General features: G+C 76.0%; 21 protein-coding genes. All 21 read right to left on the reverse strand.

The window, feature by feature from the left end; genetic code table 11:
• Positions 1-650, reverse strand: a 650-nt coding sequence (locus tag AB0637_RS08785; protein WP_366171369.1) for a hypothetical protein, incomplete at its 3' end; no start/stop codon positions are given.
• 75 nt (positions 651-725) lie between these two features.
• A complete protein-coding gene (locus AB0637_RS08790; RefSeq protein WP_366171371.1) occupies positions 726-1283 on the reverse strand; it encodes a WHG domain-containing protein in 558 nt (185 codons plus the stop codon).
• Positions 1276-2112, reverse strand: a complete 837-nt coding sequence (locus AB0637_RS08795; RefSeq protein WP_366171373.1) for an alpha/beta hydrolase — start codon at positions 2110-2112, stop codon at positions 1276-1278. Before AB0637_RS08795 ends, AB0637_RS08790 begins: the two co-directional genes overlap by 8 nt.
• Positions 2113-2176: 64 nt before the next feature.
• The gene (locus AB0637_RS08800) at positions 2177-2782 is read right to left on the reverse strand and encodes a response regulator transcription factor (protein ID WP_366171375.1); all 606 of its coding nucleotides are present in this window, start codon (positions 2780-2782) and stop codon (positions 2177-2179) included.
• On the reverse strand, positions 2779-3990 hold the full coding sequence (locus tag AB0637_RS08805; protein ID WP_366171377.1) for a histidine kinase: 1212 nt from the start codon (positions 3988-3990) through the stop codon (positions 2779-2781). The genes AB0637_RS08800 and AB0637_RS08805 overlap by 4 nt, the downstream gene beginning before the upstream one ends.
• 45 nt (positions 3991-4035) lie before the next feature.
• Positions 4036-5943 (reverse strand): YcaO-like family protein, encoded by a 1908-nt coding sequence (locus AB0637_RS08810; RefSeq protein ID WP_366171379.1) that lies wholly within the window; start codon positions 5941-5943, stop codon positions 4036-4038.
• Between the two features lie 4 nt (positions 5944-5947).
• Entirely contained in the window at positions 5948-6100 is a 153-nt protein-coding gene (locus AB0637_RS08815) for a hypothetical protein (protein ID WP_366171381.1), read from the reverse strand.
• A gap of 419 nt (positions 6101-6519) precedes the next feature.
• Complete coding sequence (locus tag AB0637_RS08820) at positions 6520-8337, reverse strand: YcaO-like family protein (RefSeq protein ID WP_366171383.1); 1818 nt, start codon at positions 8335-8337, stop codon at positions 6520-6522.
• Positions 8334-10271 carry a hypothetical protein gene (locus AB0637_RS08825; RefSeq protein WP_366171385.1) on the reverse strand — a complete coding sequence of 646 codons (1938 nt, stop codon included), beginning with the start codon at positions 10269-10271 and terminating at the stop codon, positions 8334-8336. Before AB0637_RS08825 ends, AB0637_RS08820 begins: the two co-directional genes overlap by 4 nt.
• A gap of 6 nt (positions 10272-10277) precedes the next feature.
• Positions 10278-11519 carry a M20/M25/M40 family metallo-hydrolase gene (locus tag AB0637_RS08830; protein WP_366171387.1) on the reverse strand — a complete coding sequence of 414 codons (1242 nt, stop codon included), beginning with the start codon at positions 11517-11519 and terminating at the stop codon, positions 10278-10280.
• Positions 11516-12640, reverse strand: coding sequence for an LLM class flavin-dependent oxidoreductase (locus AB0637_RS08835; RefSeq protein ID WP_366171389.1), 1125 nt, complete (start codon positions 12638-12640; stop codon positions 11516-11518). The genes AB0637_RS08830 and AB0637_RS08835 overlap by 4 nt, the downstream gene beginning before the upstream one ends.
• Before the next feature lie 41 nt (positions 12641-12681).
• Entirely contained in the window at positions 12682-14433 is a 1752-nt protein-coding gene (locus AB0637_RS08840) for a YcaO-like family protein (RefSeq protein ID WP_366171391.1), read from the reverse strand.
• Complete coding sequence (locus tag AB0637_RS08845; protein ID WP_366171393.1) at positions 14424-15230, reverse strand: ABC transporter permease; 807 nt, start codon at positions 15228-15230, stop codon at positions 14424-14426. The genes AB0637_RS08840 and AB0637_RS08845 overlap by 10 nt, the downstream gene beginning before the upstream one ends.
• The gene (locus tag AB0637_RS08850) at positions 15223-17313 is read right to left on the reverse strand and encodes an ATP-binding cassette domain-containing protein (RefSeq protein ID WP_366171395.1); all 2091 of its coding nucleotides are present in this window, start codon (positions 17311-17313) and stop codon (positions 15223-15225) included. The genes AB0637_RS08845 and AB0637_RS08850 overlap by 8 nt, the downstream gene beginning before the upstream one ends.
• Positions 17310-18368, reverse strand: coding sequence for a lantibiotic dehydratase C-terminal domain-containing protein (locus AB0637_RS08855; RefSeq protein WP_366171397.1), 1059 nt, complete (start codon positions 18366-18368; stop codon positions 17310-17312). The genes AB0637_RS08850 and AB0637_RS08855 overlap by 4 nt, the downstream gene beginning before the upstream one ends.
• Positions 18365-21010: a lantibiotic dehydratase gene (locus AB0637_RS08860; protein WP_366171399.1), complete on the reverse strand. Its 2646-nt coding sequence runs from the start codon at positions 21008-21010 to the stop codon at positions 18365-18367. The genes AB0637_RS08855 and AB0637_RS08860 overlap by 4 nt, the downstream gene beginning before the upstream one ends.
• A complete protein-coding gene (locus AB0637_RS08865; RefSeq protein WP_366171401.1) occupies positions 21007-22479 on the reverse strand; it encodes a nitroreductase family protein in 1473 nt (490 codons plus the stop codon). Before AB0637_RS08865 ends, AB0637_RS08860 begins: the two co-directional genes overlap by 4 nt.
• A 143-nt stretch (positions 22480-22622) precedes the next feature.
• Positions 22623-22769, reverse strand: a complete 147-nt coding sequence (locus AB0637_RS08870; RefSeq protein WP_366171403.1) for a thiazolylpeptide-type bacteriocin — start codon at positions 22767-22769, stop codon at positions 22623-22625.
• A gap of 163 nt (positions 22770-22932) precedes the next feature.
• On the reverse strand, positions 22933-23799 hold the full coding sequence (locus AB0637_RS08875; protein ID WP_366171405.1) for an aminoglycoside phosphotransferase family protein: 867 nt from the start codon (positions 23797-23799) through the stop codon (positions 22933-22935).
• 106 nt (positions 23800-23905) lie between these two features.
• Positions 23906-24328, reverse strand: coding sequence for a helix-turn-helix transcriptional regulator (locus AB0637_RS08880; protein ID WP_366171407.1), 423 nt, complete (start codon positions 24326-24328; stop codon positions 23906-23908).
• Positions 24329-24336: 8 nt separating this feature from the next.
• Positions 24337-25383, reverse strand: a complete 1047-nt coding sequence (locus AB0637_RS08885) for a DnaJ C-terminal domain-containing protein (RefSeq protein WP_366171409.1) — start codon at positions 25381-25383, stop codon at positions 24337-24339.
• Positions 25384-25390: the final 7 nt, after the last annotated feature.

Below are 25390 nucleotides of genomic sequence, written 5' to 3' on the forward strand. Positions count from 1 at the left end.
CCCGCGGCCGGTCGCGGCTGTTCGACCTCCACGGCGCGGTACCCCGGAGTGAGGCGGCTGATGACCTGGTCGAGGCGGTAGGTCAGGCGGCGCCCGGTGTAGCCCTGTTCGGCGTGGGCGACGGCGGCGGTCAGGTACTGCTGCAGGGCGCGGGTGTGCGCCTGCCCGGTGAGGAGGGGGTCGCCTTCCTCAGCGGTCAGGGACGTCGTGCCGTCGGCGTGGCGGGTTTCGGTCAGGACCGCGACGCGGCCGGCGAGGCGGCGGGCGCGGGCTTCGATGGTGCGAGCCTGGTGGCGACTGACGCGGGCCTCGGCGACCGCGGCCCAGAGGGTGTGGTGCTCGCTGCCTTGGTGGTGGGCGGTGTGGATGATGCCGGCGGCGGCGGCGTAGGGCATCCGTTCGTGGCGGGCGAACTCCTCGGTGACCAGGTCCAGGGCGGCCTGCAGGCGGTCGACACCACCGCCGGTGACCGTCACCCCGCGCTCGTCCAGGACGGCCAGGTCGGGGTGGTCGGAGTCCAGCACGCGGCGGACGGCGGCGGCGACACCGAGCAGGAACGCGGCGTGGGCGGTGTCGGCTGCGCGGCGCAGGCGGGACGGCGCGGCGAAGGTGACCCCGTCGGGGGCTTCGTCGAGGAACGTCGCGGCCATGGCCCCAACCTATCGCACAGGAACTGTTCGGACAAGACGAACAGACTGTGCCGCAACGGTTTCGGGCGGTAGTTGTCAGCGCAGACCCCGGTCGACGAACTCGACGAGCCAGGCGAAGCTCTCGTCCACGTCCGTCCCCAGCTGGAAACCTCCACCGGTTTCCAGGGTCGCGAAACCGTGGAGGGCACTGCGCAGCATGCGGAGCGCGTGGACCTCGTCGTCGGCCGGGACCCCGTAGCCGCGCAGCACGACGGCGAGGGATTCCAGCACTCGGGCCGTCGCGCGCGCGTACTCGTCGTCGGAGGACGTCGGACGGGCGCCGAGCGTCGCCGCGTACCGGCCGGGGTGGTCCCGGACGAACCCGCGGAACGTCTGCGCCGCAGCGCGGAGCGCGTCCGGACCGGACAACCCCTGCAACCCGTCCCGCAAGGTGTCGCCGAGTTCGGTGGCGGCCAGCACGGCGATCCGCTGCGCGAGGTCGGCCAAGGACCCCACGTGCTTGTAGAGGGACGGCGGCCGAACCCCCAACCGGTCGGCGACCACCCCCATCGCGAGGTGCTCGAACCCCAGTTCGTCGGCGAGGTCAGCGCCCGCGAGGGTGACGGCCGCGGCGTCCAGACCCGCCCTAGGCACGGGCGAGCGTCCGCTGCAGGAAGGGCAGGACGAGGGCGGCGACCTGCTCGGGCGCCTCGACGTGCGGGTAGTGCCCGACGCCGTCGAGGACGACGAGTTCCCCGAGGCCGGCAGGCAGGTCGGCCACGATGCGTTCGCCCTCGGCGCGCGGGTCCGCCCAGTCGGGGTCGGCGCCACCCTCTACGACCAGGACGGGGCAGCGGACGTCGCGCAACGCCTCCCCGGCGTCCTTCGGCGCCGCGGACGCCATGCCCTTGAACGCGGCCATCCGTCCCGGTTCGCGCAGCAGGGCGAGGTTCCTGGCGCGTTCGGTCTCCCAGTCCGCGGGTTTCGCCGGCACCGCGAGGTCGAGGTAACGGCCCCAGGACGGGGCGCTGCCCAGACCCGCGGCGAGGGCGAGGCGCACCATCGCCTGCCGGTGCCGGCGCACCCGGAGGAGCCCGGCGACGTTCACGGACTGCGCGCGGGTGAAGGGCGCGAGTTCCACGAGACCGGCGACGAGGTCGGGCGCCGTGGCGGCCGCGATGGTCGCCGCGCCGCCGCTGATCGACTGCCCCACGAGGACGGCCGGGCCGCCGAGGTGCCGGACGAGGCCGACCAGGTCGGCGGCGATGTCGGTGCGGCGGTAACCGTCCCACCCGGTGCTCGACTCCCCGCACCCGCGCAGGTCGAGGGCCGCGACCCGGTACCCGGCGGCCACGAGGCGCGGGGTCAGGAACCGGTAGGAGCGGCGACTGTCGCCCATCCCGTGCGCCAGGACGACGAGGGGGCCTTCCCCCTCGACGTCGAACGCGAGCGTTCCCCGGTCGGTGCGCAGGAACTCGGTCATGTGTCTCTCCTCAGCTAATGGCGTTAGCTGAAAGCTACGCGCATTAGCCGACGAGGGCAAGGGGTCAGATCCAGCCGTTGGACTCCGCGATGCGCACGGCGTCCGTGCGGCTGCGGGCGTCGAGCTTGTCGACGACCCCCGTGAGGTAGTTCCGGACCGTGCCCTCGGACAGGTGCAGCGCCGCCGCGATGTCCGGCACGGCCGACCCCTTCCCCACGAGCGCGAGGACGTCCGCCTCCCGCGTCGTCAGGGGCGAGTCGCCGTTCACGACGGCCGCAGCCGCGAGGTCCGGCGCCAGGACGCGACGCCCACCGGCGACGGCGCGCAGACCGTCCAGCAGTTCGGTCGCCGGCGCGCTCTTGAGGATGAACCCGTCGACCCCCGCGGTGAGCGCCGTCCGCACCGCCGCGGGACGGCCGACCGCCGTGAGGATGACGACCTTGGGGCGCGGCGTCTCCGCCGTCAGCTGCGACAGGACGGTGAGTCCGTCGGCACCGGGCATGTCGAGGTCGAGGAGCACGAGGTCCGGACGCGTCCGGCGCACGAGGTCCAGGACGACGTCACCGCGCTCGGCCTCGCCCACGACCTCCATGCCGTCCTCGGTCTCGATGAGCGCCGCCATCGCCGTGCGGATCATGTGCATGTCCTCAGCCACGACGATGCGGATCACCGGACACCTCCAGCGGTGTCCCGGTGCCGGACGGGCAGTTCGCAGATCACGGTGAAGTTCCCCTCGTGCTCGGTGGCCTCGACCGAACCGCCGAGCGGCCGGACGCGTTCGTGCATTCCGCGCAGTCCCGTCCCGGACCCGCGGGAGGTGCGTGCCCCGTCCCCGGCGGGTCCGACGTCGTTGACGACGGCCACGCGCAGCCGACCGTCGGAACCGTCGCCCTCGACGCGGACGTCGATGCTGCACCGGGTGGCCCGCGCGTGCCGCAGGACGTTCGTCGTCGCCTCCCGGACCACCCACGCGGCGGCCTGGACGACCTCGACGGGCAGGTCCCCCGTGAGCGCGGCCGGGTCGGCCTCGAGCGTGCACTCGACGCCGGCGTCGAGCAGCAGACGGACCGACGCCGTGAGTTCCGTCGGCAGCGACAGCGTCCGGTACCCCGTGACGAGGCTGCGGACGTCCGTGGACGCCGCGTGCGTCAAGGCCAGCAGGTCGTCGAGCTGCTCGCGCTCCTGCTCCGCGCGCCCGGCCCGTTGGTACCGGGAGGCCAGTTCGGCCTTCAGCGAGATGGCGGTCAGCGTGCGGCCCAGCAGGTCGTGCAGGTCACGGGACATGCGCAGCCGTTCCGCGAGGACCTCCGCGCGCGCCAGTTCGCGCCGCGTCCGCGCCAGTTCCCGGCTCGTCGCGACGGCGCGCAGCAGGACGGCCAGGACGACGGAGGACACGACGTAGTCCAACCCGGCCTGCGCCGCGGCCTCGCTCCCCCGACCGGCCACCCACCACGCGAGGACCTGGAGGACGGCACCCGCCACCCAGCACGCCGCACCCCACCGGAAGGACAGCGCCACGAGCGCGATGCCCGCCGGGACGGGGGCCCACTGCAGCCACTCGACGCCGAGGACGGCGGCGGGCAGGTAGGAGAGCCCGGCGAGCACCCCCAGCCAACGCAGGTCCGGCCGCCGGCCGCGCGTGCCGACGAGGTCGCGCAGGAGCGGGACCTGCGCCGCCGCCGTCCCCAGCGGCACCAGCACGGCCGCCACCGTCGGGACCGCCCCACGGGGCAGGGCCGCCGTGACGAGGACGTAGAGGGAGACCGCCAGCCAGGCCGCCGCGAAGACGACGACCGTCGACACCTGCAGGCCGCGGAGCTCGCGCGAGGGGTGTGAGGTGACGTCGGAGCGGGCGGCGTCCGCGGTCTCTCCGGTCACGCCGAGCACAGTAGTGCGGACGCTGCGCCGCGGGGCGCGGACGCTTCAGCACGGCAGGTCCCAGCCGTCCGGGACGTCCGCGGGGCGGTGCCAGGGCAGCAGCCCCGGGGCGAGGACGCGCACGGCCGGCACCCCGGTCTCGGCCAACGTGAGGTCCTCGACGAACACCGGGACCCCGGCGGCCCCGAGCCGCGCCAGCACCTCCCCGAGGTCGTCTCCCCCCGTGCTCCGGGTCGCCTCGGCGAGCGACCCGGGCCGCTCCCCCAGGGGCAGGAGCCACGGGAGGTCGGTCAGCGGCTGGTCGGCCCACGCGTTCCGGCGGACACCGGCGGCGAGCGCCTGGCCGACCTCGGCGACGGCCCGGCGGGCGGCGGCCCCCCGGCCCAGGGCGGCACCGAACCCCAGGACCGCGTCGCGGCCCGCGCCGTCCGCGCTCACCGCCACGACGACGGGGATCCCGGCGTGACCGGTGAGGTCGAGCAGGTGCAGCCGCCGGCCCGCCCCGGCGAGCGAGGCGGCCGCCGCACCGGCGAGTCCCCCGGGCAGCTCGGGCCGGCGGGTCCGGGTCCACCACCAGCGGGCGACGGCGTCGCGCTCGACGAGCTCGAGCGTGGCCGCGAGCACGGCCCGCGGCAGCGTGGGGGCCACCGCACAGCCGTTGGAGTCCGGCGCGCAGGCCTCCCGGACGGTGGTGTCGGGGTGGCCGAAGTGGACTGCGGCGGACGGCGTCCACCGCTGGTCGTCGGCATCCGGGGACGGTCCGGTGCCCGCGGTCCCGGTCCGCCAGCGGGTGAGGGGGATCCAGTCGGTCGCGACCCCGAGCGGGAACGGCGGCAGTCCACTGCCGGGGAAGAGGTCGCCGGGCAGCAGGACCTGACCGACCGGCAGCTCGTCACCGGCGCAGTGCCGCGTCGGCCGGCCGGGGTGGAAGCCGGTGCTGTAGCGCTCGACGGCCTCCCCCACCGCGGCGGTGACGGCGGCCCGGGCCGTCGCCCCGCTGCCGGCGGCGGTGACGCGCGTCCACCCGCTCACCGCGTCGGTGGCGGCAGGGACGCAGTGCTGGGCCGTCGCGAGGTGCGTCCCCGCGGGCGTGGTCACGACGACGGGTTCCTCGAGCAGCCCGGTGAGCGCGGAGACCAGGGCGGGGAGGCGGTCGAGCAGGTCAACGGGTCCGGCCGTGGGGTCCGTGGGCGGCGTGGTGTGCCGGCAGCTCGCGGGGTGGGCGACCGTCGTGAGGTCGTCCAGGCCGACCTCCAGGACGCGGTCGCGCCAGCGCGCCCGCACGGTCTCCTCCGCGCCTCCCGCGGCGAGCGCGGCCGCCCGCAGGATTCCGGCGACGGCGTCCACGGTGGCCGCGGCCGTCGGGCCGCTCCCGCGACGGGCGTCGACAACGTTGCGGCGCAGGCGGAACGCGAAGCAGTCGAGGCAGCTCCCGGCCTCCAGCGCCGGCCCGAGCCAGCACCGGCGCGCCCCCACCCGCAGCGGGAGGACGACGACACCCGGCCCTCCCTCGGCCGCCAGGACGTCCGCCACCACGGGGTCCAGGTGGTCCTCGCAGACGACGACCACCACGTCACCGCCGGTGGTCGTCAGCGGCGAGACGGCCCCGCGCAGCTGCTCGGTGAGCCCGAGGTCGGCGCCGGCCGCCACCACCCGCACCCGGCCGGGCCGGTCCGGTGCGCGGCGGACGAGAGCCCCCGCGGCGACGAGGTCGGCGACCGCCGCCACGAGCTCGGTGACGGGGACGTCCGCGCCGGGACCGTCGAGCAGGTCGGCGCTCGTCATGCTGCGGCGGGCGAGGAACGCCGTCGCCACCTGCGCCGTCACGACGCCGGTGAGGGTCCGCACGCAGGTGTCGTCGTCGACGACGACACCGGTCCCCTCGCCCAGTCCGTGGACGCGGAGGCGGACCGCGGACGACAGCGCGAGGACCTCCTGCGCGACGGTGGTCACGGGGTCACCGCGTGGCGGGGACGGCGAGGCAGAAGAGGCAGAACCCGGCGGCGGCCGCGGGGTCCGACGCCGTGGTGCGGTGGGACAGGGCCTGGCTCAGGGCTTCCTCGAAGGCGGCGGTTCGAGCGGTGCTGACGGGCTGGCTGGCGAGGGACACGACGTCTCCGATCGACGAGGGGCGAACCCGTTCCGGGCCGGGTCGGTCGGTGCGACCGTCCGGCGGCACCGAGCTTGGCCGAGACCCACCCCCCGCCGGAAGTGATCGGGACAGCGACCGGACGGGGGTCGCGCACCCGCCGGACGTGAAGTTCTCACGACTTCCGGTCCGGCCGTCGACAGGAGGGGTCGGGCGGCCCCACGGTCGAGGGGAACCGGTGCGGACCGCCCGCACCGGACGCCACCAGGAGGAACCGTGCACCACATGCAGGAGATCGTCCCCGCCGTGATCATCCTCGCGGGCGTCGCCTACGCCATCGTCGGGAAGGTCCTGAAGTCCCGCTGACCGGACCGGGAGGGCCCGGCGGGTGAGTCCCGTCGGGCCCTCCGGCACGCCCTCCGGGGAAGGGCGCGGGACGCTCAGGGGAAGGGGTGCGGAACGCTGTCCGCCTCTCGCGCAGGGCCTCCCACCTCCGTCAACCGCGCCATGCCGAAGCAGCGCTGCCGACCGGCCCCGAAGTCGATCGGCAGCAGACCCGGCACCACCGCGCGTGCGGTCCGCACCCCCAGCCGTTCCTGGAGCCGGGTCGTCTGGTCGACGACCGCGACGGTCATCCCGCGGTCCTCGAACCGACCGACGAGACGGTCGAGGTTCCCGGCGAGGTCCAGGCTCGTGACGTCCCAGCCGAGCCGGTCGCGGTCGGCGTCGACCGCGACCCGCCAGGACGTCCGCCCGCCGCCGTCGAGGCGGTCCAGCCCGGCCGCCATCCGCGGTAGGCAGTAGAGGTCGGCGTGGTCCGCCAACCTCCGCACGAGCGAGTGGTCGTCGGCCATCGCCTCGAGTTCCGGGCGCCGCGTCGCGCGCCGGGTGGCGATCGTCGGGGCGTCCGAGGCGACCTCGGCGAGGGCGGCCCGGGCGGCGGACGTCGTCTCGAAGGCCGCTCCGGCCCCCACGCAGGCTCCCCCACCCCCCTCGACGTCGGTCGCGACCGCGACCACGACGGCCGGGCCGAACCCGCTCGAGGCGTCGAAGAACCGCACGTGGAACCCCAGGAACTCCATGCGCCGCAGCAGGTGCCGCACGGGTGCGGCGGTCGTCGCGTCCGGTCGCAGTTCCACGGCCCCGGCGCTGCCGAAGAACGCCCGCAGGAACGCGTCGCGTTCGAGGAGTTCCAGCACGCCGTGCACCGCGGCCTCCTCGAGGCTCGCTCCGGAGGCGCAGCCGCTGGAACACTCCTCGACGAACCGTTCGGCGGGGGTGGCCGCGTCGTGCAGGGCGAGGGCCCGGTGCACCCAGACCGGACGCGCCGCGCCACCGGCCACCAGTCGTCGGCCGCGGACCCAGGTCGTGGGGCTCGCCGGGTCCCAGCGCGCAACCGCCGGGTGCGCGCGGTGGAACTCCCCGGAGTACAGGCCGCAGCCGGCGGGGTCGACGGCCTCGGCGCCGGCCGCGGTCAACTCCTCGAAGGAGGCGGTCCGCAGGTCCGCGCGGCCGTCCGGGTCGGAAGGGGCGAGCCGTTCCAGCCCCTCCAGCAGACCGGCGGTCCGGCTGGCCCGCACCGAGGTCGCGTGCCCGCCCCAGTGCACGGACCGCGCGCCGCCGGTGCGGTGCACGACGGACTCCCCGAACGTCACGACGGTCCCGGGCAGGTCCCACCGGACCCCCTGCAGGGGACCGAGGACTCCGAGGCCGCCCTCCGACAGGGCCGACTCCTGCGCCGCCACGTGGGCCATGTCCCGTTCCCGCCCGACACCGCGGGACCGGACCCCCGGGCGACCCGGGTCGAGGTCGGCGGTCCCGTCCGGCACCGACCGACCCGTGCCCGTCAGGAGGTCCACGGTGCGGGTGGCCGGACGCCCCGTGCGCCGCACCGCGGTGAGCGCGGCGAGCACGGCCGGGACCAGGCGCACCAACCGGGACACCGGTCCCGGGCCGGCCACTCGCGCACCGCCGACCGCGGACACCGCCTCGAGCGGCCCCGCCGCGATCCACCGCGCGTGCAGCGCCCGGTGCGCCGTCAGCGGCTCGACCGGGGTGCCGGCGGGTAGGACGCGGACGACGGCGCTGCGCCCCCCCGCGACCCAGACGACGACGGGCCACCCGGCCACGGCCGGACCGTCCTCGACGACCGCCCCGTCGCCCCAGCCGCCGACGACCACCGCCGCCAGCCCGGCCCGGCCCAGGAGGCCGCTCAGGCCGGTCGCCTCCCGGACGGCGGCCGCCGGAGCGCTCGTCACCGCCGAACCCGGCGGGCTGCCCGCGCCACGTGCAGCCCGAGGTGGGTGAAGGCCCCGGGGGTGACGTCCTCCACCTCAACTGCCAGGTCCCGTCGCCCTCCTGTCACCGACGCCGACGCCGGTTCCACGGCGGACCACCGCAACCGGCCCAGCACGTCGGTGAGTTCGTCCGCGACGTCGTCGGTCGGGGCGGCCTGCTCCGACGGCGTCTGCGGGAACTGGACCGCGCCGAGCAGGACGGTGAGTGCCTGCGCCAGAGCACGTCCCGGGGTGGGGGCCGTCGCGGCCGCGGTCCGGCCGTCCACCCGCGCCACGACCGTGCGCAGCGTCCGCCCGTCGTGGTCCCAGGTGAGGTCGACGAGCGCGGTGGCCACCTCCTCGCGGCCGAACCCCGAGGTGGACAGGGAGTCCAGCAGGAACTCCACGGCGGCGGCGTCGTCCGCCCCGGCCTCGTCGGCGACGGGGTCGACCACGGCGGTGAGACGGGCCTGCCCCGAGACGAGCGCGCGCACCGACTCCCGGGTCGCCAGGGCCTCGACGGCGCGACGCGCGGCCTCCCCGGGGTCCCCGCCGGCCGCGAGCACGGGATCGGTGAGCGCCGGCCCCGACGCGTCCGCGGGGATCCTGGCGACACCGGGGACGACGGCCGCGGCGAGCACCGCCTCCCACCGGGCGTCGGCGAGGGTGCGGAGGTGGGCGGCGTCGACGACGACGTCCGGGGCGCCCAGCCTGCGGACCCGCAGCCGCGACACCTTCAGGGGAACCTGCACGAGGTCCTCGTCCTCGAAGGCGTGGAACACCCCGGCGAGCTCGTCCACCCCGGGCGCGGCCCGGTCCAGCCGCGTCGTCACCGGCACCGGCGCCTCGGGCGGCCCGGAGTCCCCCGCCGGCGCGGGGGCGTTCGGCACGACGGTCGCGGCGGCCACGTCCCCGGACAGGACGTCCTGCACGAGGACCTGCGGCAGCGGGGCGGCCGTGCGGATGCGGGCCAGGGCGCGGAACGCCTCGAAGGCGAGCAGGTTCCCCGTCATGGCGGCGAGCGCGCCCGTCACGGGGGCACCCGGTGCGACGCCGTCGCCGACGGCGGCCCAGAACCGGGCCGCGTCGTCCGGGTCGGCGTTCGCCGTCAGCCGTTCCACGGCGTCGCGCCACGTGGCCCGGACGGTCGAGCCCACCGGTTGCACCGGCCCGGTGACCAGGGCCCCCGCGTGCGCCCACACGGCCAGCAGGGGAACCCCCTGCGCCTGTGCCGCCGCCGCGACGGCGTCGACGAGGCGCGGGTCGCCGTCGCCGGGCGCGACGACGTCGGCGCCCTCCAGTCCCCCTCCGGGCCACTCCTGCCGCGAGACGTCCGCCGGAACCCCGCGCGAGCGGAGGTCGGCGAGTTCCGCGACGACGTCGCTGCCCGGAACCCCGGCCGCGGTCGCGTGGACGGTCACGGTGCGGAACCCGTTGCGCACGAGTCCGAGGACGACCCAGTCGAGGAGTTCGCCGGACCCGACGAGGTGGGCGTGGGCCCGGTCGACGGCCGCGAACCCCCGCCCTCCGAGGGCACCGAAGTGCTGGGCGTAGGAGATCTGCTCGGCGAACTCCCGCAACCGTTCCGGTGGCAGCCCGAGGCCGTCCTCGTCCCGGTCGAGCAGGAACCCGTGCCGGCGCAACGTGGCGAGGAGGGCGGGGGCCCGGCGGCGCAGGTCGGGGGCGAGCCCCGTCAGCACCTCCTCCGCGGTGGCGGTGCCGTCGAGGCGGGCGAGGACGGCGTCGACGGCCTCGTACGCGCCGTCCCCGGAGGCGGTCCCGCGGACCTGGAAACCGCCTCGGGAGTCGTGGACGAGGACGCCCTGCGACGTGCGGGCGTAGATGACGTCACCGCGCAGTTGGACGCGGTGCGCAGCGACCGGCACGGGGGCGGGTTCGTTCGTCGTGGTGGTCACGGTGCATCACCTCGGGGTGTGGGGGTGGGCGAGGACGGAGTGCGCGGCGGCGAGCAGGGCCCGGACGCCGGTGCGCAGGGCCGGGACGGGGTCGAGGGCGAAGTCCGCGGTGTGGGCGGCTCCGAGCCGGGCTTCGAGGCGGGACGGGTCGGAGGCGGCGCGGGCCTCGACCCACCGGGCCTCGTCGATCCCGCCGAACAGCCAGTACGCCAACGGGATCCGCGCCCCGCAGCGGGCACGGGCCAGCAGTCCGACGTCCTCGACGGCGCCCAGGGCCGGTGTGCGGGCGACGCCGAGGCCGGCGGTGCGCTGGGCGTCCTCGAGGCGGTCGGTGAGGGGCCCGTCGGCGTGCACGGCGGGCACCGACGTCCACACCACGCGGACCGTGGCCCCCTCGAGCGTGGACGCCAGCGCATGCGCGCGGGCGGTGGTGCGGGCCGTGGTCCGATCGCAGGCCGCGTCGTCGGCGGCGCGGACGGAGAGCTCGAGGACGGCGTGCGTGGGGACGACGTTGGCCGCGGTCCCCACCACCACCCGCCCGGCCCGGACGGTCCCGTCCGCGGCGGCGCAGCCGGGCAGGGCCAGGACGAGTTCGGCGAGCAGGGTGCCCACGTCGGGTCCACGCGCGGTGCCGGGGTGGCCACCGGGGCCGCGGAGTTCCACGCGCCCCCGCGCACCGGCGGCGGTGACCCGGGGGTGCGGTCCGGACGGGTCGGGGGCGGCGTGCGCGACGGTCCCGGCCGGCAGGGTGGCGGCGTGCTGGGCGAGGACGACGTCAGGTTCCCCCACGAGTTCGAGGAGCCCGTCGTCGAGCACGGCGCGCGCCCCGGTGAGGAGTTCCTCGGCGGGTTGGGCGAGCACCGCGAGGGTTCCGCGCCAGCGGTCGGTGCGCCCGGCGAGCACGTGGGCCGTCCCGACGAGGGCGGCGAGGTTCAGGTCGTGGCCGCAGGCGTGGTGCGCCCGGGTGGTGCCGTCCGGACCGGCGACGGCGAGCGCGTCGAGTTCTGCCCGCAGCAGGACGGTGGGTCCGGACCCGTTGCGCAGCAGACCGACGACACCGGTCCCGCCCACCCCTTCGTGCACCTGGTACCCGGATCCGGACAGGGCGGCGGCGGTGCGGGCCGCCGTGCGCACCTCGCGACCTCCCGTCTCGGGGTCGGCGTGGACCTGCGACCACCACCCCGGCAGCCAGTCCAGGGGGCCGGTCCGCGGGGCAGCGGAGGTCGGGGGTGCCAGCGCGGTGCTCACGCCGGCACCGGCGTCCGGTCGGGCGCGAGGTCCGCGACGGGCGCCACCGCGGGCCCGGGCTGCGTGAGCCGCGGCAGGACGTCGTCGACGAGCCGGCCGAGGCTGCCCGTCATCGACGCGAGGTCCTGACCGCCGAAGTCGACCTGCCAGAGGAACACGTCGACGTCGAGGTCGCGATGGAGCTCCTCGATCCGTTCCGCGACCCGTCCGGGCCCGCCGACGACGGCCGTCCCGTCGGTGCGCAGGTCGACGTCCCCCATGGTCCGGGCGTGCTCGGCCATCTGCTCGTAGCCCGGGTAGTCCGCGCAGGCCTCCTGCGACCACGACGAGATCGCCGAACGCCAGACGTCGAGGTAGCGGCGGTGGTGACCCGTGGCCTGCGCGAACGCCGAGCGGTCGTCGCGGCCGACGTACAGGGGCAGGCTGAGGGCCACCCGCGGCGCCGTCGCCCCACCGTGGACGCGGGCGTGCTCGGCCCGGTAGAGGGCCACCATCTGCCGGGTCAGCGGGTAGTCCCGGGCCAGCGGCGGCACCGACATCATCAGGCCGATGTCGTTGCGGGCCAGCCACTCGAAGCTCTCCGGCGAACGGACGGCGGCACCCCACAGCGGCGGCGGGTCCTGCACGGGCGAGGGGTGGGACACCGCGTCGGTGTAGGAGAAGAACGGCGTGTCCTCGCTCACGGGACGTCCGGTCCACAACCGGCGGACGGCCTCGACGGTGGCGACGTACCGGGCGCGGCTCTCCCCCATCGGGACGCCGAACGTCTCGAACTCGTACGGCAGCCACGCCCGGCCGAGGCCGAGGTCGAGGCGGCCGCCACTGAGGACGTCGACCATGGCCGCGGTCGCCGCGAGCTGCACGGGGTGGTGGAACGCGGGGATGGCCGCGCCCGTCATGAGCCGTATCGAGGTCGTCCGGGCCGCCACGGCCGTGAGGAAGGTGAGCGGGCTGGGGCAGTACCCGCCGTAGGGGTGCAGGTAGTGCTCCGTCATCTTCACGTGGCTCATCCCCCACGCGTCGGCCTGGCGGGCCAGGGTGAGGACGTCGCGGTAGTACTCCGACGCCGAACGCTCCTGCGGAGCGCAGTCGGGCAGCAACGAGATGCCGTGCAGGGCCATGGGAACGCCTTTCGATCGGGTCGGGCTCGGGGAACGGGTGGTCAGGGGAACGGGTGCGGGACGAGTCGCCGGTGGCCGGCGGGGGGCCGAGGCAACCGGACGGGGCTCGCGGTGGGTTCGGCGGCGGCGAGCCGGGGCATCGACAGCGCCCGCTGCCGGTGCCAGCCGAAGTCGATGGGGATCAGCCCGGGCACGACGGCGCGCACGGTCCGCAGACCGAGCTGCGCCTGCTCGTCGGTGGTCTGGTCCACGACCCAGGGTTCGAACCCGGCGGTCGTCAGTCCGGCGACGACGTGCCGCAGGGCCCCGGGGACGTCCCCGTCGTGGCGGGCCGGGCCGAACAGGTGCTGCAGGGGGTACCGGCGGCGGTGGGCCAGCAGACCCCGCACGTGCCGGTCGAAACCCGGCGACCCGGCCAGGACGGCGTGGTCCAACAGCGTGCGCACGGCGGCCGGGTCGGCGGCGAGACGTTCGAGCCGGGCCGGATCGGCCGCGCACTCCTCGGCGAGGACGGGACTGCGGGCCGTGATCTCCGAGACCGCCGAGCGCAGCGCTGCGAGCGGGTCGAGGCTGGCGGCGGCCGCGAAGTTGACGGCACCGGGGCCGCCGTCGTGGCGCTCGGTGCTGCACACGACGACGGGGAACGGCAGGTCGACGCGGCCGTCGAACGCGCGGACGGTGAGACCCAGGAACTCCGCCCGCCGCACCGTGTGCCGCAGGGTCGTGTCCGCGACGGTCGACAGGTCGACCTCGGGCAGGTCCAGACCCCGGTGCCAGGTGAGGAGGAACGCGTCCCGTTCGACGAGTTCGAGGAGGGCGTGCAGCGCCGCCTCGTCCTCCCCCGTCCCGGACGCGCACCCGCTGGAACTCTCCTGGACGAAACCCGGGTGGGCGTCGGGGGCGTGGTAGTGCACGAGCTGCTTGGGGATCCACCGCTCCCGGCCGGTGACGAGGGAGCGGGCGGGGACCCACGCGACGACGGCGTCCTCGGGCAGTTCCGGCAGCCCCTCCTCGGCACGGAACCGCGCCCCGGGGACGACCGAGACCCCGAGCGCCGTGACGTCGAGGGCCTGGCGGCCGAGGGCCCGCAGGGAGGACCGGCGCACGCGGCCCGCGTGCCGGACGTCGGTGCCGGCGTGCCGTTCCAGCCCCTCGAGCAACCCCGTCAGGCGGCTGGCCCGGACGCTCGAACCCTGCCCGCCCCAGGTGATCTCGACGGGTCCGCGGGCGCCGACGGCGGAGAACGCGCTCCCCGCCGGGACGGCGGTGGGTGACGTCACGTCGGTCCCCCACCGCCGGCCCAGCAGTCCGAGCTCGGGGTTCACGAGGGCCGCGGACGGCAACCCCACGTCCTGCGGGCGACGGGTCCGGTACCCCGACCCCGGCTGGTGCGGCCCGAGGCCCGGAGTGGGGGCCGGGGACCGGAGGGACCCGGTGCACCCGGTGCACCCCAGCACGGGCAGCAGGTGCACCGTGCGGGGGCGCGGGTCGCCGTCCTCGAGGACGACGACGACCGCGGTGCCGGCAGGGGCGTGGACGGTCCGCAGCAGCTCCGCGACGAGCGGGGCCGACCCCACCGCGGGAGGACCCGGGCAGGGTTCCGTCCCGGCGGGCGGGACGTGCGTGTCCCGCCACCGCACCGCCAGGCAGCGGCCGCACCCCGCTCCGTCGGTGAACGGACCGACGAGCGTGCGGTCCCCGGTGCGGAACACCCGGCCGGCCGGGTCCACGGCCTCGGGGTCGAGGCCCCCGTCCAGGACCACGATGCGGTCCGCCGAGGCGGTCAGCGCCACCGGAGGGCCTTCGCCGCCAGTCCCAGCAGGACCACCGCGAACCCGGTGAGGACGGCGGTGCAGACGAGGACCGAGTGCCAGGAACCGGTTCCGGCGAGCGTGGCGGACAGACCCTCGGACAGGTAGCGCAGCGGGAGGACGGTCGAGACGCCGTGGATCCAGCCGACGACGGCCGGCAGCGGGAAGAACACCCCGGAGAAGAACGCCATCGGCACGAGCGCCGCGTTGGCGATGCCGCCCACGACGTCGGGCGTCTTGGCCACCGACGACACGAGGCACCCGAGCGCGAAGAACGCGGCGGTCCCGGCGGCGACGACGGGGACCGCGGCCCACCACCGGCCCGAGAGGTGGAACCCGAACGGCGGCAACGAGACCACGGCGACGCTGACGACCGTCTGGGCCAGGGACACCGCGAGCGCGACGAGGTAGCGGGACAGCAGCACCTCGAGCCGGGACGTCGGGGTGAGCTTCAGCAGGAGCAGCAACCGGCTGGCCCGCCACTGCACGAGCGTGTAGCCGACGCCGAAGATGGCGCCGTTCGCCATGCCGTAGGCCAGGATGCCCGGTGCGACGTAGTCGGAGTAGGGCTGGCCGTTCGGCAGGTGCTGGCCGGAGTAGATGAACTCGAACGCCAGGAGCACCACGAGCGGGAACGCGAAGTTGAAGAACAGGGCGAAGCGGTTGCGGACCGCGTCCTTGGCCGCCGCCGCGCTGAGCGCGGCGATCCTCCGGCGCCGGGCCCCCGGGCGGGGCCCTCCCGTCGCCGTCAGCGGGGCGGTCGTCGTCAGCTCACTCATCGTCCATCACCTTTCCGGTCAGCCTCAGGTACACGTCCTCCAGCCGGGGGGAACGGGTTTCGACCCCGGCCAACCCCACGGCCGCCTCGATGGCCGTCAAGGCCTCCCCGAGGTGGATGGGTCGCAACCGCACGCGTTCCCCCACGAGTTCCGCGTCGGCCCCGGGGACCAGCGCGAGGGCCCGGGTCAGGGACAACCGCGCCACGGGGACGAACACCTCGGTCGCACCGCCCTCGCGGGCGATGAGGTCCGACGGGCGGTCCACCGCGACGATCCGGCCCTCGTCGACGATCGCGATCCGGTCGCAGAGCTCCTCGGCCTCGCTGAGGTGGTGCGTCGTGTAGACCACGGTCGTCCCGTCCCCGCGCAGGGTCGCCAGCAGGTCCAGCAGGCGGCGACGTGCGTCGGGGTCCAGCGCCGCGGTCGGTTCGTCGAGGAACAGCACGCGGGGGTGGTGCAGCACGGCGGCCGCGATGGCCACCCGCTGCCGCTGGCCCCCGGACAACTGGTCGACCCGGCGGTCCCAGGCCGCGCTCAGGGCGACGCGTCCGGCCGCCTCGCGGGCCAGGGCGGGATCGGCCTCCTGCAGGGCGGCCATGGTCGAGAGGTGTTCCCCGACGGTCAGCTTGGCGAAGAACGCGGGGGTCTGCGTCTGCATCCCGATGGACCGCAGGAACTCCCCATCACGACGCGCCGGGTCGTGCCCGAGGACCCGCACGGTCCCCGAGGTGGCGGTCGCCAGACCCGTCAAGGTTTCGACGAGGGTGGTCTTGCCGGCGCCGTTGGGGCCGAGGAGGCCGAAGAACTCCCCCTGCCCGACGTCGAACGAGACCCCGTCCAGGGCCCGCACTGCGGGGTACTGCTTGACGACGTCGCGCACCTCGATGGCGACGGGACGTCCCGACGGTGGCGCGACGGCCACCTCGCCCCGGGCAGCGTGCCCGGGTGCCCAGTTGTGTTCCACGGTGGTCACCGTTCTTCCTCCTCGGGGGGCGGGTCGGGTGCCCGGGGCGGGCACCTGACGGGTGGTGCGGCCGGAGTGACCGGCCGCGGTGAGCAGCAGGCCGGCGAGGCCCACCGCCAGGGCGGGGACGCCGCCGGGCAACGCCACGGCGGTCTCCCGCAGCAGGAGCAGGGCGCCGGCGCAGCCGCCGACCGCGAGCCCCAGGAGCGCGGCCCGGGTCGCGGGACGCCGCACGGGGCGGGTCCACCGGGGGCGGGCGGACAGGCCAAGGGCCGCCAGGACGGCTCGGTGGCCGTCCAGCCCCGGGAGCACGAGCAGGTTCCCGGCGGTCGCGACGGTGCCCAGCAGGAACGACTGCGCCGCCAGGTCACCGCGCCACCCCGCGTGCCAGACGAGGCCGACGACCGCCGTGAGGACGAGGTCGGCCGCAGGGCCGGCCAGGGCGACGACGACACGGCGCCACCGGCGGGGCAGCAGGTCGAGGCTGGACGTCCGGCACTCCAGGGCGAAGGTCCGCCCGTCCCAGTGGGCGCGGATCCCGCGGACCTGGGCGCCGACGGCCCGGGCGGCCGCCGCGTGCGCCAGTTCGTGCAGGAGCCCCCGGGGGAGCAGGAGCAGCGCCGCGAGGACGGTGGCGACCCAGTCGGTGGGCCGACCGGCGGCCGCGTCCCGCACGCCGGCCCAGGAGAGGACGACGGTCGCCAGGGCTGCGGTGACGAGCGAGCCCGCGCCGACCGCGAGGACCACCCGCACCCAGCCGCGGACGGCCGAGGCGGGTTCCCCGCGCAGGGGCCGGGTCGCCCGGCGGGGTGCGTCCTCCACCGGCGTGAGCCAGCGGACCCGGCCGCGGGCGGCGAGGGAGTCGAAGAAGCGTTCCGCCTGCCCGGTCGTGACGGGGGTGCCGTCCCGGCGGGCGGCGTGGGCGATCTCCTCGACGTCCCGGTGGCCGTCGCTGCGGGCCAGGAGCGCGAACTGGGCGTCGTTGAGCCGCACGACGGTGTCCTGACCGGTCTCGCCGAGCAGCCGCGTCCAGCGGTCCCCGTCGAAGCTGCGGGCCCCGACGACGGTCCGGCGGGTCAGCACGGGGCGCCGCCCGGGGACCGGCGCCGGGCCGGTCACCCCGGACCGCCGGCGAACGCGGTGCGCAGCAGCCGCGTCAGGTAGACCTCGTCGGAGATCAGCACGTGCAGGCGGTTGTTCGTCATGTGCACGTAGGAGAAGAGCAGCCGTTCCAGGCTGTCGCGGGCGTCCGGGCGGACGCTCCCCTCGTGGTCGACGAACTCCAGCTCGCCGCGCCCGGCGGCCGCGCGGACGCGGCGTTCGAGGTCCCGGCAGTGCCGGGCCCAGACCAGGGGGACGGAGTCCTCCTCGTCGTCGGCGCCGGTGCCCGCGGGGTCCCGTCCGGCGGCGCGGTCGACGAGGTCGTCGGCCGCGCGCAGGATGCGCCCCACCTCCTGCCCCGACGTCCCCGCGGGCGTCGCCATGTCGAGCCCCTCGAGGTAGTCCGTCCCGTGGAAGGAGTGCCGCCAGTGCTCCTCGTAGGCGTCGAGGAACTCGCGCTGGTCGTCGAGGTCGGGCAGGAACGTGCGGACGAGGACGGTGGTGAGCAACGCGGCCGTGGCCAGCAGGTGCGTCCGGCGCTGCAGCCGGCGCTGGCGCGCCAGGCGCAGGCACAGGTCGCTGGAGACCTCGAAGTGCTCCTCGCTGAGGACGACCCCGACCGGTCCGCCGTAGCGGCCGAACTCGGGCTCGTAGGGCCAGTCGACGGCGGTATTGTTGCGCTGCAGCACCATCTGGCCCGACGAGTCGACCGACCGCTCGCGTTCGGCGGGGCTGAACTCCAGGCGGAAGAGGACGTCGTAGCTCTGCTGCACGAACTCCTTCTCGTTGACCGCGTACAACGCGGGCCGGTCGCCGAGGAACCGGGCGACGTGCTCGTCGCGCAGGGCGGCGACGCGGTCGGCCACCTCCGGGGACCGGGGCAGCAGGCGGACCCGGACGTGCGGGCCCTCGAGCCAGTAGTTGATGAAGAAGAACCCGCGCAGCAGGTCCTGCTCGCGCAGTTCGGCCACGAGCGGCGCCAGGCAGCGCGCGAGGAACGGCTGGGGGTGGCTGGCGTAGAACACGTGGGTCGAGAGCCACTCCCGCGTCGAGGGTTCGGCGATGGTGGTCACGGGGTCTCCTGTCGGGTGAGTTCCACGACCAGCTCACGGGTCGGCGTCCCCGGGGCGGGTGCGCCGGGCAGTCGCTCGAAGAACGTGAGGTGGTCACCGGGGGTGCTGCCCGCGCGGAGCGCGGCCCACGTCGCCGGGGCGTCGAGGTGGTAGTAACGGGGTTTCGCCGTGCGCGGTCGCCCGTCCGGTGAGGTCGTGGCGAAACCCTCTGCCGGGATCCCCAGCACGCGCGCCCAGGTGCGGTCGGGCGCCCACTCCCCACCGTCCGGGGGCACGGGGACGGTCCAGGACGCCCGGGAGACGACGACGTCGCCGACGGCGAGGCGCGGACGGCGCACCGTTCCGAACTCGTCGGGTTCCACCGCGACGCCCTCGAACAGGTCGAGGACGGGCGCGGTGGACGGCGCGAAGAGCAGCAGCGCCCGGGCCGTGTCCGGCAGCGCCTGCGGCACGAGGTAGCCGAGGTACACGGGCAGGACGGGCCGGTCGAGGCGGCGGGACCGCAGTTCCAGCACGCCCGTGCGGACGTCGTGACGCACGAGGAGGTCGTCGACGGTCAGGACCTGCAGCTCCGCCGGCAGCGCCGGGTCCCCGGGGGTCCGCAGCACGTGCGGGACCAGGGGTGGGTGGACGTTGAGGTTGCTGCGGGCCTCCCCGCCCAGGACCTCCACCGGCAGGGCGCCGGTGCCGTCCGTCGGGCGCAGCTGGTCGCAGAACTCCTTGAGCAGGACCTCGTCGTGGCCCAGCAGGCCGGCGAAGCGAGACCAGCCGAAACCCGGTCCGCCGTAGACCTTGTTGAGGACCCAGCCGGGACCGTCCTGCGCACCCGTCCGCTGCAGGAAGGCGTTCGCGGTCGCGGTGGCCCGGGTGTCCGGGGGCAGGGCGGCGAGGACGTCGGCCAGGTCCTCGTGGGTCAGGACCACACCACGGGTGGGGCGGCCCAGCCCGACCCAGGCAGCGGTCCGGGCGGTGAGCAGGTCGCGCACTCCGCGGCGGGCCTCGTCGAGGGCGGTGACGGCGGGCAGGCCGAGCCAGTTGGCGTGCGGCACGTACGCGCCGTCCGCGTCGAACCGTTCCACCTTCGGGACCCAGCGGACGTACTCGTCGTAGAGGTCCTCGGCGAAGTCCTCGAAGAGGACCTCCACGTCGCCGTGCTCGGCGCCGGCGCCGAAGCGGGCGACGAAGAACCCGGCGAGGTGCTGACGGTGGGGTTCCAGCGGGTCGAGCGCACGGGCCAGGTCGGCCACGACGCCCAGGTCGGCGCGGGCCGCGGGGGGCAGGACCACCTCGGCGACCTCCGCCACGGGCACCGCCGGGGCCAGCACGTCCTCGTAGAGCACGGTGGCGGGGACCCGCTCCCCGGCGCCGCCGACGGACTCCAGGGCGCTCCGGGCGCCCGAGCGCACCTCCTCCTCGGTGCGCGGACGGTCCTGCGCCGCCTCCCCGGCGTACCGGTCGACGAGGACCGCGAGGGCGTCGAGACGATCGGCGAGGTCCGCGGCCCACGGGGCCCGCAGGCTCCGGACCGCCGCCGCGACCGCGCGGGCTGGGTCCGGGGCGTGCACGGGGACCCGCAGGAGCTCGCACTCGACCACCCCCACGCGCACGAGCGCCCGCAGCGCCTGGAGGCGTTCGGCGTCGTCCCGGCCCACCCGGTCGGCGAGGTCGGCCAGCAGGTCCCGCACCGGCCGGCCGGCCGGCCCGGCGTCCTGCACGACGGTGAGGACGTCCCGCAGGACCGTGGTGTCGCGCAGCAGCAGCAGGCGGTCGCTGTCGAGACCGACCTCGCCGGCACCCGACCCCGGCTGCGCCGTGCGGCGGCGCTGGACCGTCCGGACGAAGTCCTCGTCGCGGCGCACCGAGGGCGACAACCGCAGCGGGAGGTCCAGGAACGAGGACTCCGCCTCCGCGACCTGGTCCGCGAGGCGTTGCAGGAACGCCGTGCTGAGCTGGACGCGACGGACCCGCGCGGGAACACCGACGGGCTCGGCGACGACCGCCGGGACGGCGGAGGCGACCTCGGTGAACCGGACGGGGGCGACCGTCGTCAGCCCGCTGAAGGGGCTGGTCTTCACGGCGGCCCGGCACACGTACTCCAGCAGCGTCCGGTCCAGGCGCACGGCGTCCTTGCGACTGGTGGTGCCGCCGCGGGCTGCGCGCTGCAGGGCGCGGACGGCGAGGGGGGAGGCCACGCACAGGGCCCGGAGCAGTTCCTCGTCCTCGCTCACCGTCCGCAGCGCGGACCGGACGAGGTCCTGCTCGAGGACCAGCGCGTCGGCGGCCGCGGCCACCGCGCCGTCCCGGTCGGCCTCGTCGGCGCGGGCGCGGTCGAGGAGCCGCAGCACCTGCGGGTGGTCCGACGCGAGCGCGTCGGCGGCGACGGGTCCCAGGGGCCGCAGCCGGCCGGCGTGCGCCGACCGGCGCAGCGCGAGCAGGTCGCGACGCACGGCGGGTCCGGCGGTCGGCACGACGGCGTGCAGCGCATCGGCCAGGGCGGTGGCGGACACGGCCGCCACGGCCGCCCGGGCCGACGCGGCGTCGGCGGCGGCGGCGGCCCGCGGGGTCCGCAGGAGGGCGAGGACGTCCTCGGGCAGACCCGCGACGCGCTGCACCCCGTACCGGGCGACGGTCCAGCGGTTCACCGGGACCACCCCCGCAGGTCCTCGCCGGTGAAGAGCTCGAAGCGGTACCAGGCGCCGGGGGCGCGGTCGCGGCCCAGCATCCAGAGGATGAGCGGGAACTGCCCCGCAGGCAGCCGCAGCAGTTCCGCCAGGGCGACGTTGTTGAACCCCAGCGCTGCGCCCGCGGCGAGACCACCGCTCGACGCGGCGACGTAGAACCGTTGCGTCGCAGCCCCGACGGCGGCGTTGGCGCGCCGGTACCCCAGGGTCCCGTCCTGCCGGACGGCCGCGTCGAGGTCACCGGCGCAGAACACGACGGCCGCCGCCTTCCCGAGGTCGTAGTTCTGCAGGAAGTAGTTCCGCTGCAGCGCGGCCGCGTGGTCGCCCGGAGCGACCGGGGTGAGGGCACCGGTCCCGGGGTCGTAGCGGTGGACGCCCGGCGCGAGGCCGTCCACGGCCAGTGCGACGACGTGCAGTGTCAGCGGTGGGGCCGTGAGGTCCTCGGCGGGCGCCCGGCCCGGACGGACCCCGTCCAGCACGGTCCGCAGTTCGGCGACGTCGACGGAGGCGCCGCTGAAGCGGCCGAAGCTCGTCCGGCGGCGCACGAGGTCCCCGGGGGCCGGTGCCGCCGGGGTGGGCCGACGCTGCGACGCCTCCTCCTGCAGGTCGGTCGTCGTGGCGAAGTGCACCGGCCGCCGGGACCACTCGCGGTCCCGGCGGGACACGAGGGCGTCCACCGTCGAGGTCGTGGTGGCGACGGCGTCCGACCGCGCCGGGGAGAGGTCGACGGCGGTGGCGGCGAACACGCCCTCCTGTCCCGGGTCCACCCCGAGCAGTCCGGCCACGACAGCCTCGTCGAGGGTCCACGTGCGGCCGAGGACACCGACGCGGCCCACCGCGGCGTCGTCGAACGCCGCCAGCTGCGCGCCGTGGTCCATCGTCACGACGTGGTAGGTGAACGAGCCGTACTTGTGGGCGTTGCGCCAGAACTTCACGGTCGTGAGCAGCCAGCCGTCGGGGGCCAGGTCCGCGGGGAGACCCGCCGCAGCACGGACGACCTCCGCCGCGGGCCCGGCGGACAACCGCTGCAGGCGGTGGTGCAGCGCCGAGTAGTGGTGGACGCCCGGGAGCAGGCCGTCGGCACCGGTCGAGACCCAGTAGTGCACGACGGGGTAGAGCGACCCTCCGGAGGCGGCGACCCGCGACCAGCGCGCCCGGGCGTACTCCCGGGTCCGCTCGGTGTCGGCGTTCGCGTCGGCCTGCAGCCGGCGGCCCGTGCGGGCGGCGGCGAGGAACAGCCACTCCCCCAGTCGGTCCAGCGGTTCCGAACTGCCGCGGGGGGCGCGGCGCGGGAGGTCGACGTCGACCGTGGGGCCGAAGAACTTCGCCTCCCGGGGGGCGTCGGAGAAGTCGGGGTGGTGGTCGAGCGGCGGCAGCGGCCGGTCCTCGCGGGTCAGCACGGCGCGCACGTAGTCGGAGGTGCGGGACACGACGACTCCCTGCGGTCAGGTGGGCGGAACGGGGTCTCGGGGATGTCCGTCCCCGGGCGGGTGGGGTCCTGGCGGACTCCCGCCGGTCTGGCCGTCGGTGGGCGCCGCACCGACGGCCGGACCGGCCGGACGTCGTGTCGTCCTCAGGCGCAGCAGCTCGTGCAGCTCGTCGTGCTGCTGCTGCTGCAGGAGGAGGTGTAGGCGTTCTTCATGACCTCGCCGGCCTCGGTGTAGTCGTCGATCTCGAAGGTGTCGAGGTCGAGGTCGGAGGTGCTGGGCTTCTCGCTCACGGTGGTTCCTCTCGTCGGGCCCTGGGCCGCTGGTTCGACGTGCTCACGTCGACAGGACGAGTTTCGCGAGGAGGGGGGTGCCCCTGGTAGAGAGCGGATCAGGACTGCAGCGTGAAGTTCTCACCCGGTCCGGAGGACCTCCTCGGACCGCCCGCGGGGGCGCTCAGAGGAGGCGGCGCAGCCAGTCCCCGGGGGCGCTCCGGAACTCCTCCGGGGCCTCGGGCCAGCCGACGAGGGCGCGGTCCCAGCTGTCGGCGCGACTGACGACGGCGAGCCGGACGGCGAGCTGGAGGACGCGTGCGGGGTCGCCCACTGGAGGCCATCCCGCGAGGTAGCCGGCCGCGCGACTGTCAGGGTCCGGGGCAGGACCCTCCGGGGCCGCGTCGAGGGCGACGAGCAGGCTCGACCACGGGTGCCCGACGCACGCGTCGCCCCAGTCGAAGGGGCGAAGACCCCTCGCGAAGACGTTGCCGTCGTGCAGGTCGTCGTGCTGCAGGGTCGCCTCGAGCCCGACCGCGGCCAGTTCGGCGCACTCCTCCCGCACCCGGGAGGCGAGGTGCAGGAGGTCGGGGGCCCAGCGGTGCGCGAGCCGCTCGAAGGTGGCGGGCAGGTGCGGCAGCCGGAGGTCGGGGACGCCGAGGGCGACGAGGTCGTCGGCGTGCGCAGCGGTGGCGCGCTGGACCTCGCCGTAGGCGGTGAGGGCGTCGGCCCAGCGGCGCTCGGCCGCCGCCGGCGGCAGCTGGACGTCGCGGACCGTCGGTCCGCCGTCGGGCAGCAGCACCCACCCGCGGTCCTCCTCGACCGCGAGCGGGACCAGGACGTGCGGCACGTCCCAGCGGGCCACGGCGGCGAGCATCCGGACCTCGTGCCGGGTGCGTTCCGGGCACGCCTTGAGCCAGACCGGGCCCGCCGGAGTGGGGAGCCGCCAGACGGTCGACCACGGGCGGTCCTTGACGAGTTCGGCCGGCCCGGGGTCCGCGCCCGTTCCGCGCAGGACGTCGCGCGCCCAGGGCACCGCCGCTCCGTCCATCCCGCCAGTGTGACCCGCCGGCCCGTGGCTCCCTCCCGGGGCGCGCGGGCCCCGAACGCAGGAACCCCGCCCACCCGGAGGTGGACGGGGTCCCGTCAGGACTGGTTCAGCGGTTCCGGTCCGGCCGCCAGACGACGAGGGCGGTCGAGCGCTGCGACTCCGGCCGCCGCCCCATCGGGGTGGCGACGATGTCGCCGGCCATCCCCGCCGCGAAGATGCGCCGGGCCTGCTGGCGGACCATCGCGACCTCGTCCTCGAGTTCCTCGACGCGCTGCCCGAGGGCGAGCACCTGGTTCTCGAGGTCGAGGATCCGCTTGATGCCGGCCAGGTTCACGCCGTCCTCCTGGGACAGGCGCTGCACCTCGCGGAGCTGGGCGATGTCGCGGGCGGAGTAGCGCCGCCCGCGACCACGGGCCCGGCTCGGGGAGACGAGTCCGAGGCGGTCGTACTGCCGCAGCGTCTGCGGGTGCATCCCGGCGAGCTCGGCCGCGACCGAGATGACGAACAGCGGGCTGTCGTCCTGGTACACGGCTCGTCCTAGCTGCGGGCGCGCTCGGCCAGGCCGGCGCGCGGGTCGTCACCGGACGTGGCCTTCGCGAACGCCTCGACGGCCGAGCGCACGGCACCCTCGACCTTCTGCGGCACGACGACCTCGATCGTGACGAACAGGTCGCCCCGCTCGTCGGTCGACCGGGACCGCTGGACCCCGCGCCCCCGCAGGCGCAGCGAGCGTCCCGACGGCGTGCCGGCGGGGACCTTCACCTTGACGGACGCCCCGTCCAGGGTGGGCACCTCCACCGTGGCGCCGAGCACGGCCTCGTCGAAGGAGACCGGCAGCGTCATGCGCAGGTCGTCCCCGTCCCGGCGGAACACCGGGTGGGGTTCGACGTGCACGGTGACGAGCAGGTCACCCGTCCCCCCGGGACCGGCCAACCCCTTGCCGCGCAACCGGACCTTCTGGCCGTCGCGGACACCCTGGGGCAACCGCGCGTTGACGGTCCGGGCCGGGCCGCCCCGCGGGTCGGGGACCCGCAGGGTGACCGTCTTGCCCTCGAGGGCGTCCCGGAAGGACACCCGGGCGGACGCGTCGAGGTCCTGGCCGCGGGCGGGGGTCTGCGTGCCCCCGGGGAAACCTCCCGGGAAACCCCCGGGTGCGGCCCCGCCCTGGCCGAAGAGGCCACCGAGCAGGTCCTCGAAACCCCCGCCGGCCCCGCCGCCGGGCGTTCCGAAGCGCACCCCACCCGGCGTGCCTCCGCGGCCCTGGTTGAACAACCCGCCCAGCAGGTCCTCGAACCCCGCGCCGCCGCCCGCACCGCCGGCCCCCCCGGAGGAGAACCGGGCACCGCCGCCGACCATCGCGCGGATGCCGTCGTACTGCTGCCGCTGCTCGGGGTCGGACAGGACCGCGTAGGCCTCGCCGACCTCCTTGAACTGCTGCTCGGCCGAGGCGTCACCCGGGTTCGCGTCCGGGTGCAACGTGCGCGCCTTCTTGCGGTACGCCTTCTTGATCTCGGCGGCGTCGGCGTCGTGGGAGACGCCGAGGATCGCGTAGAAGTCCTTCTCGGCCCAGTCCTGCATGCTCACCGGCGTC

The sequence above is a fragment of the Kineococcus sp. NPDC059986 genome (assembly GCF_040702905.1).
Classification (GTDB): Bacteria; Actinomycetota; Actinomycetes; order Actinomycetales; family Kineococcaceae; genus Kineococcus.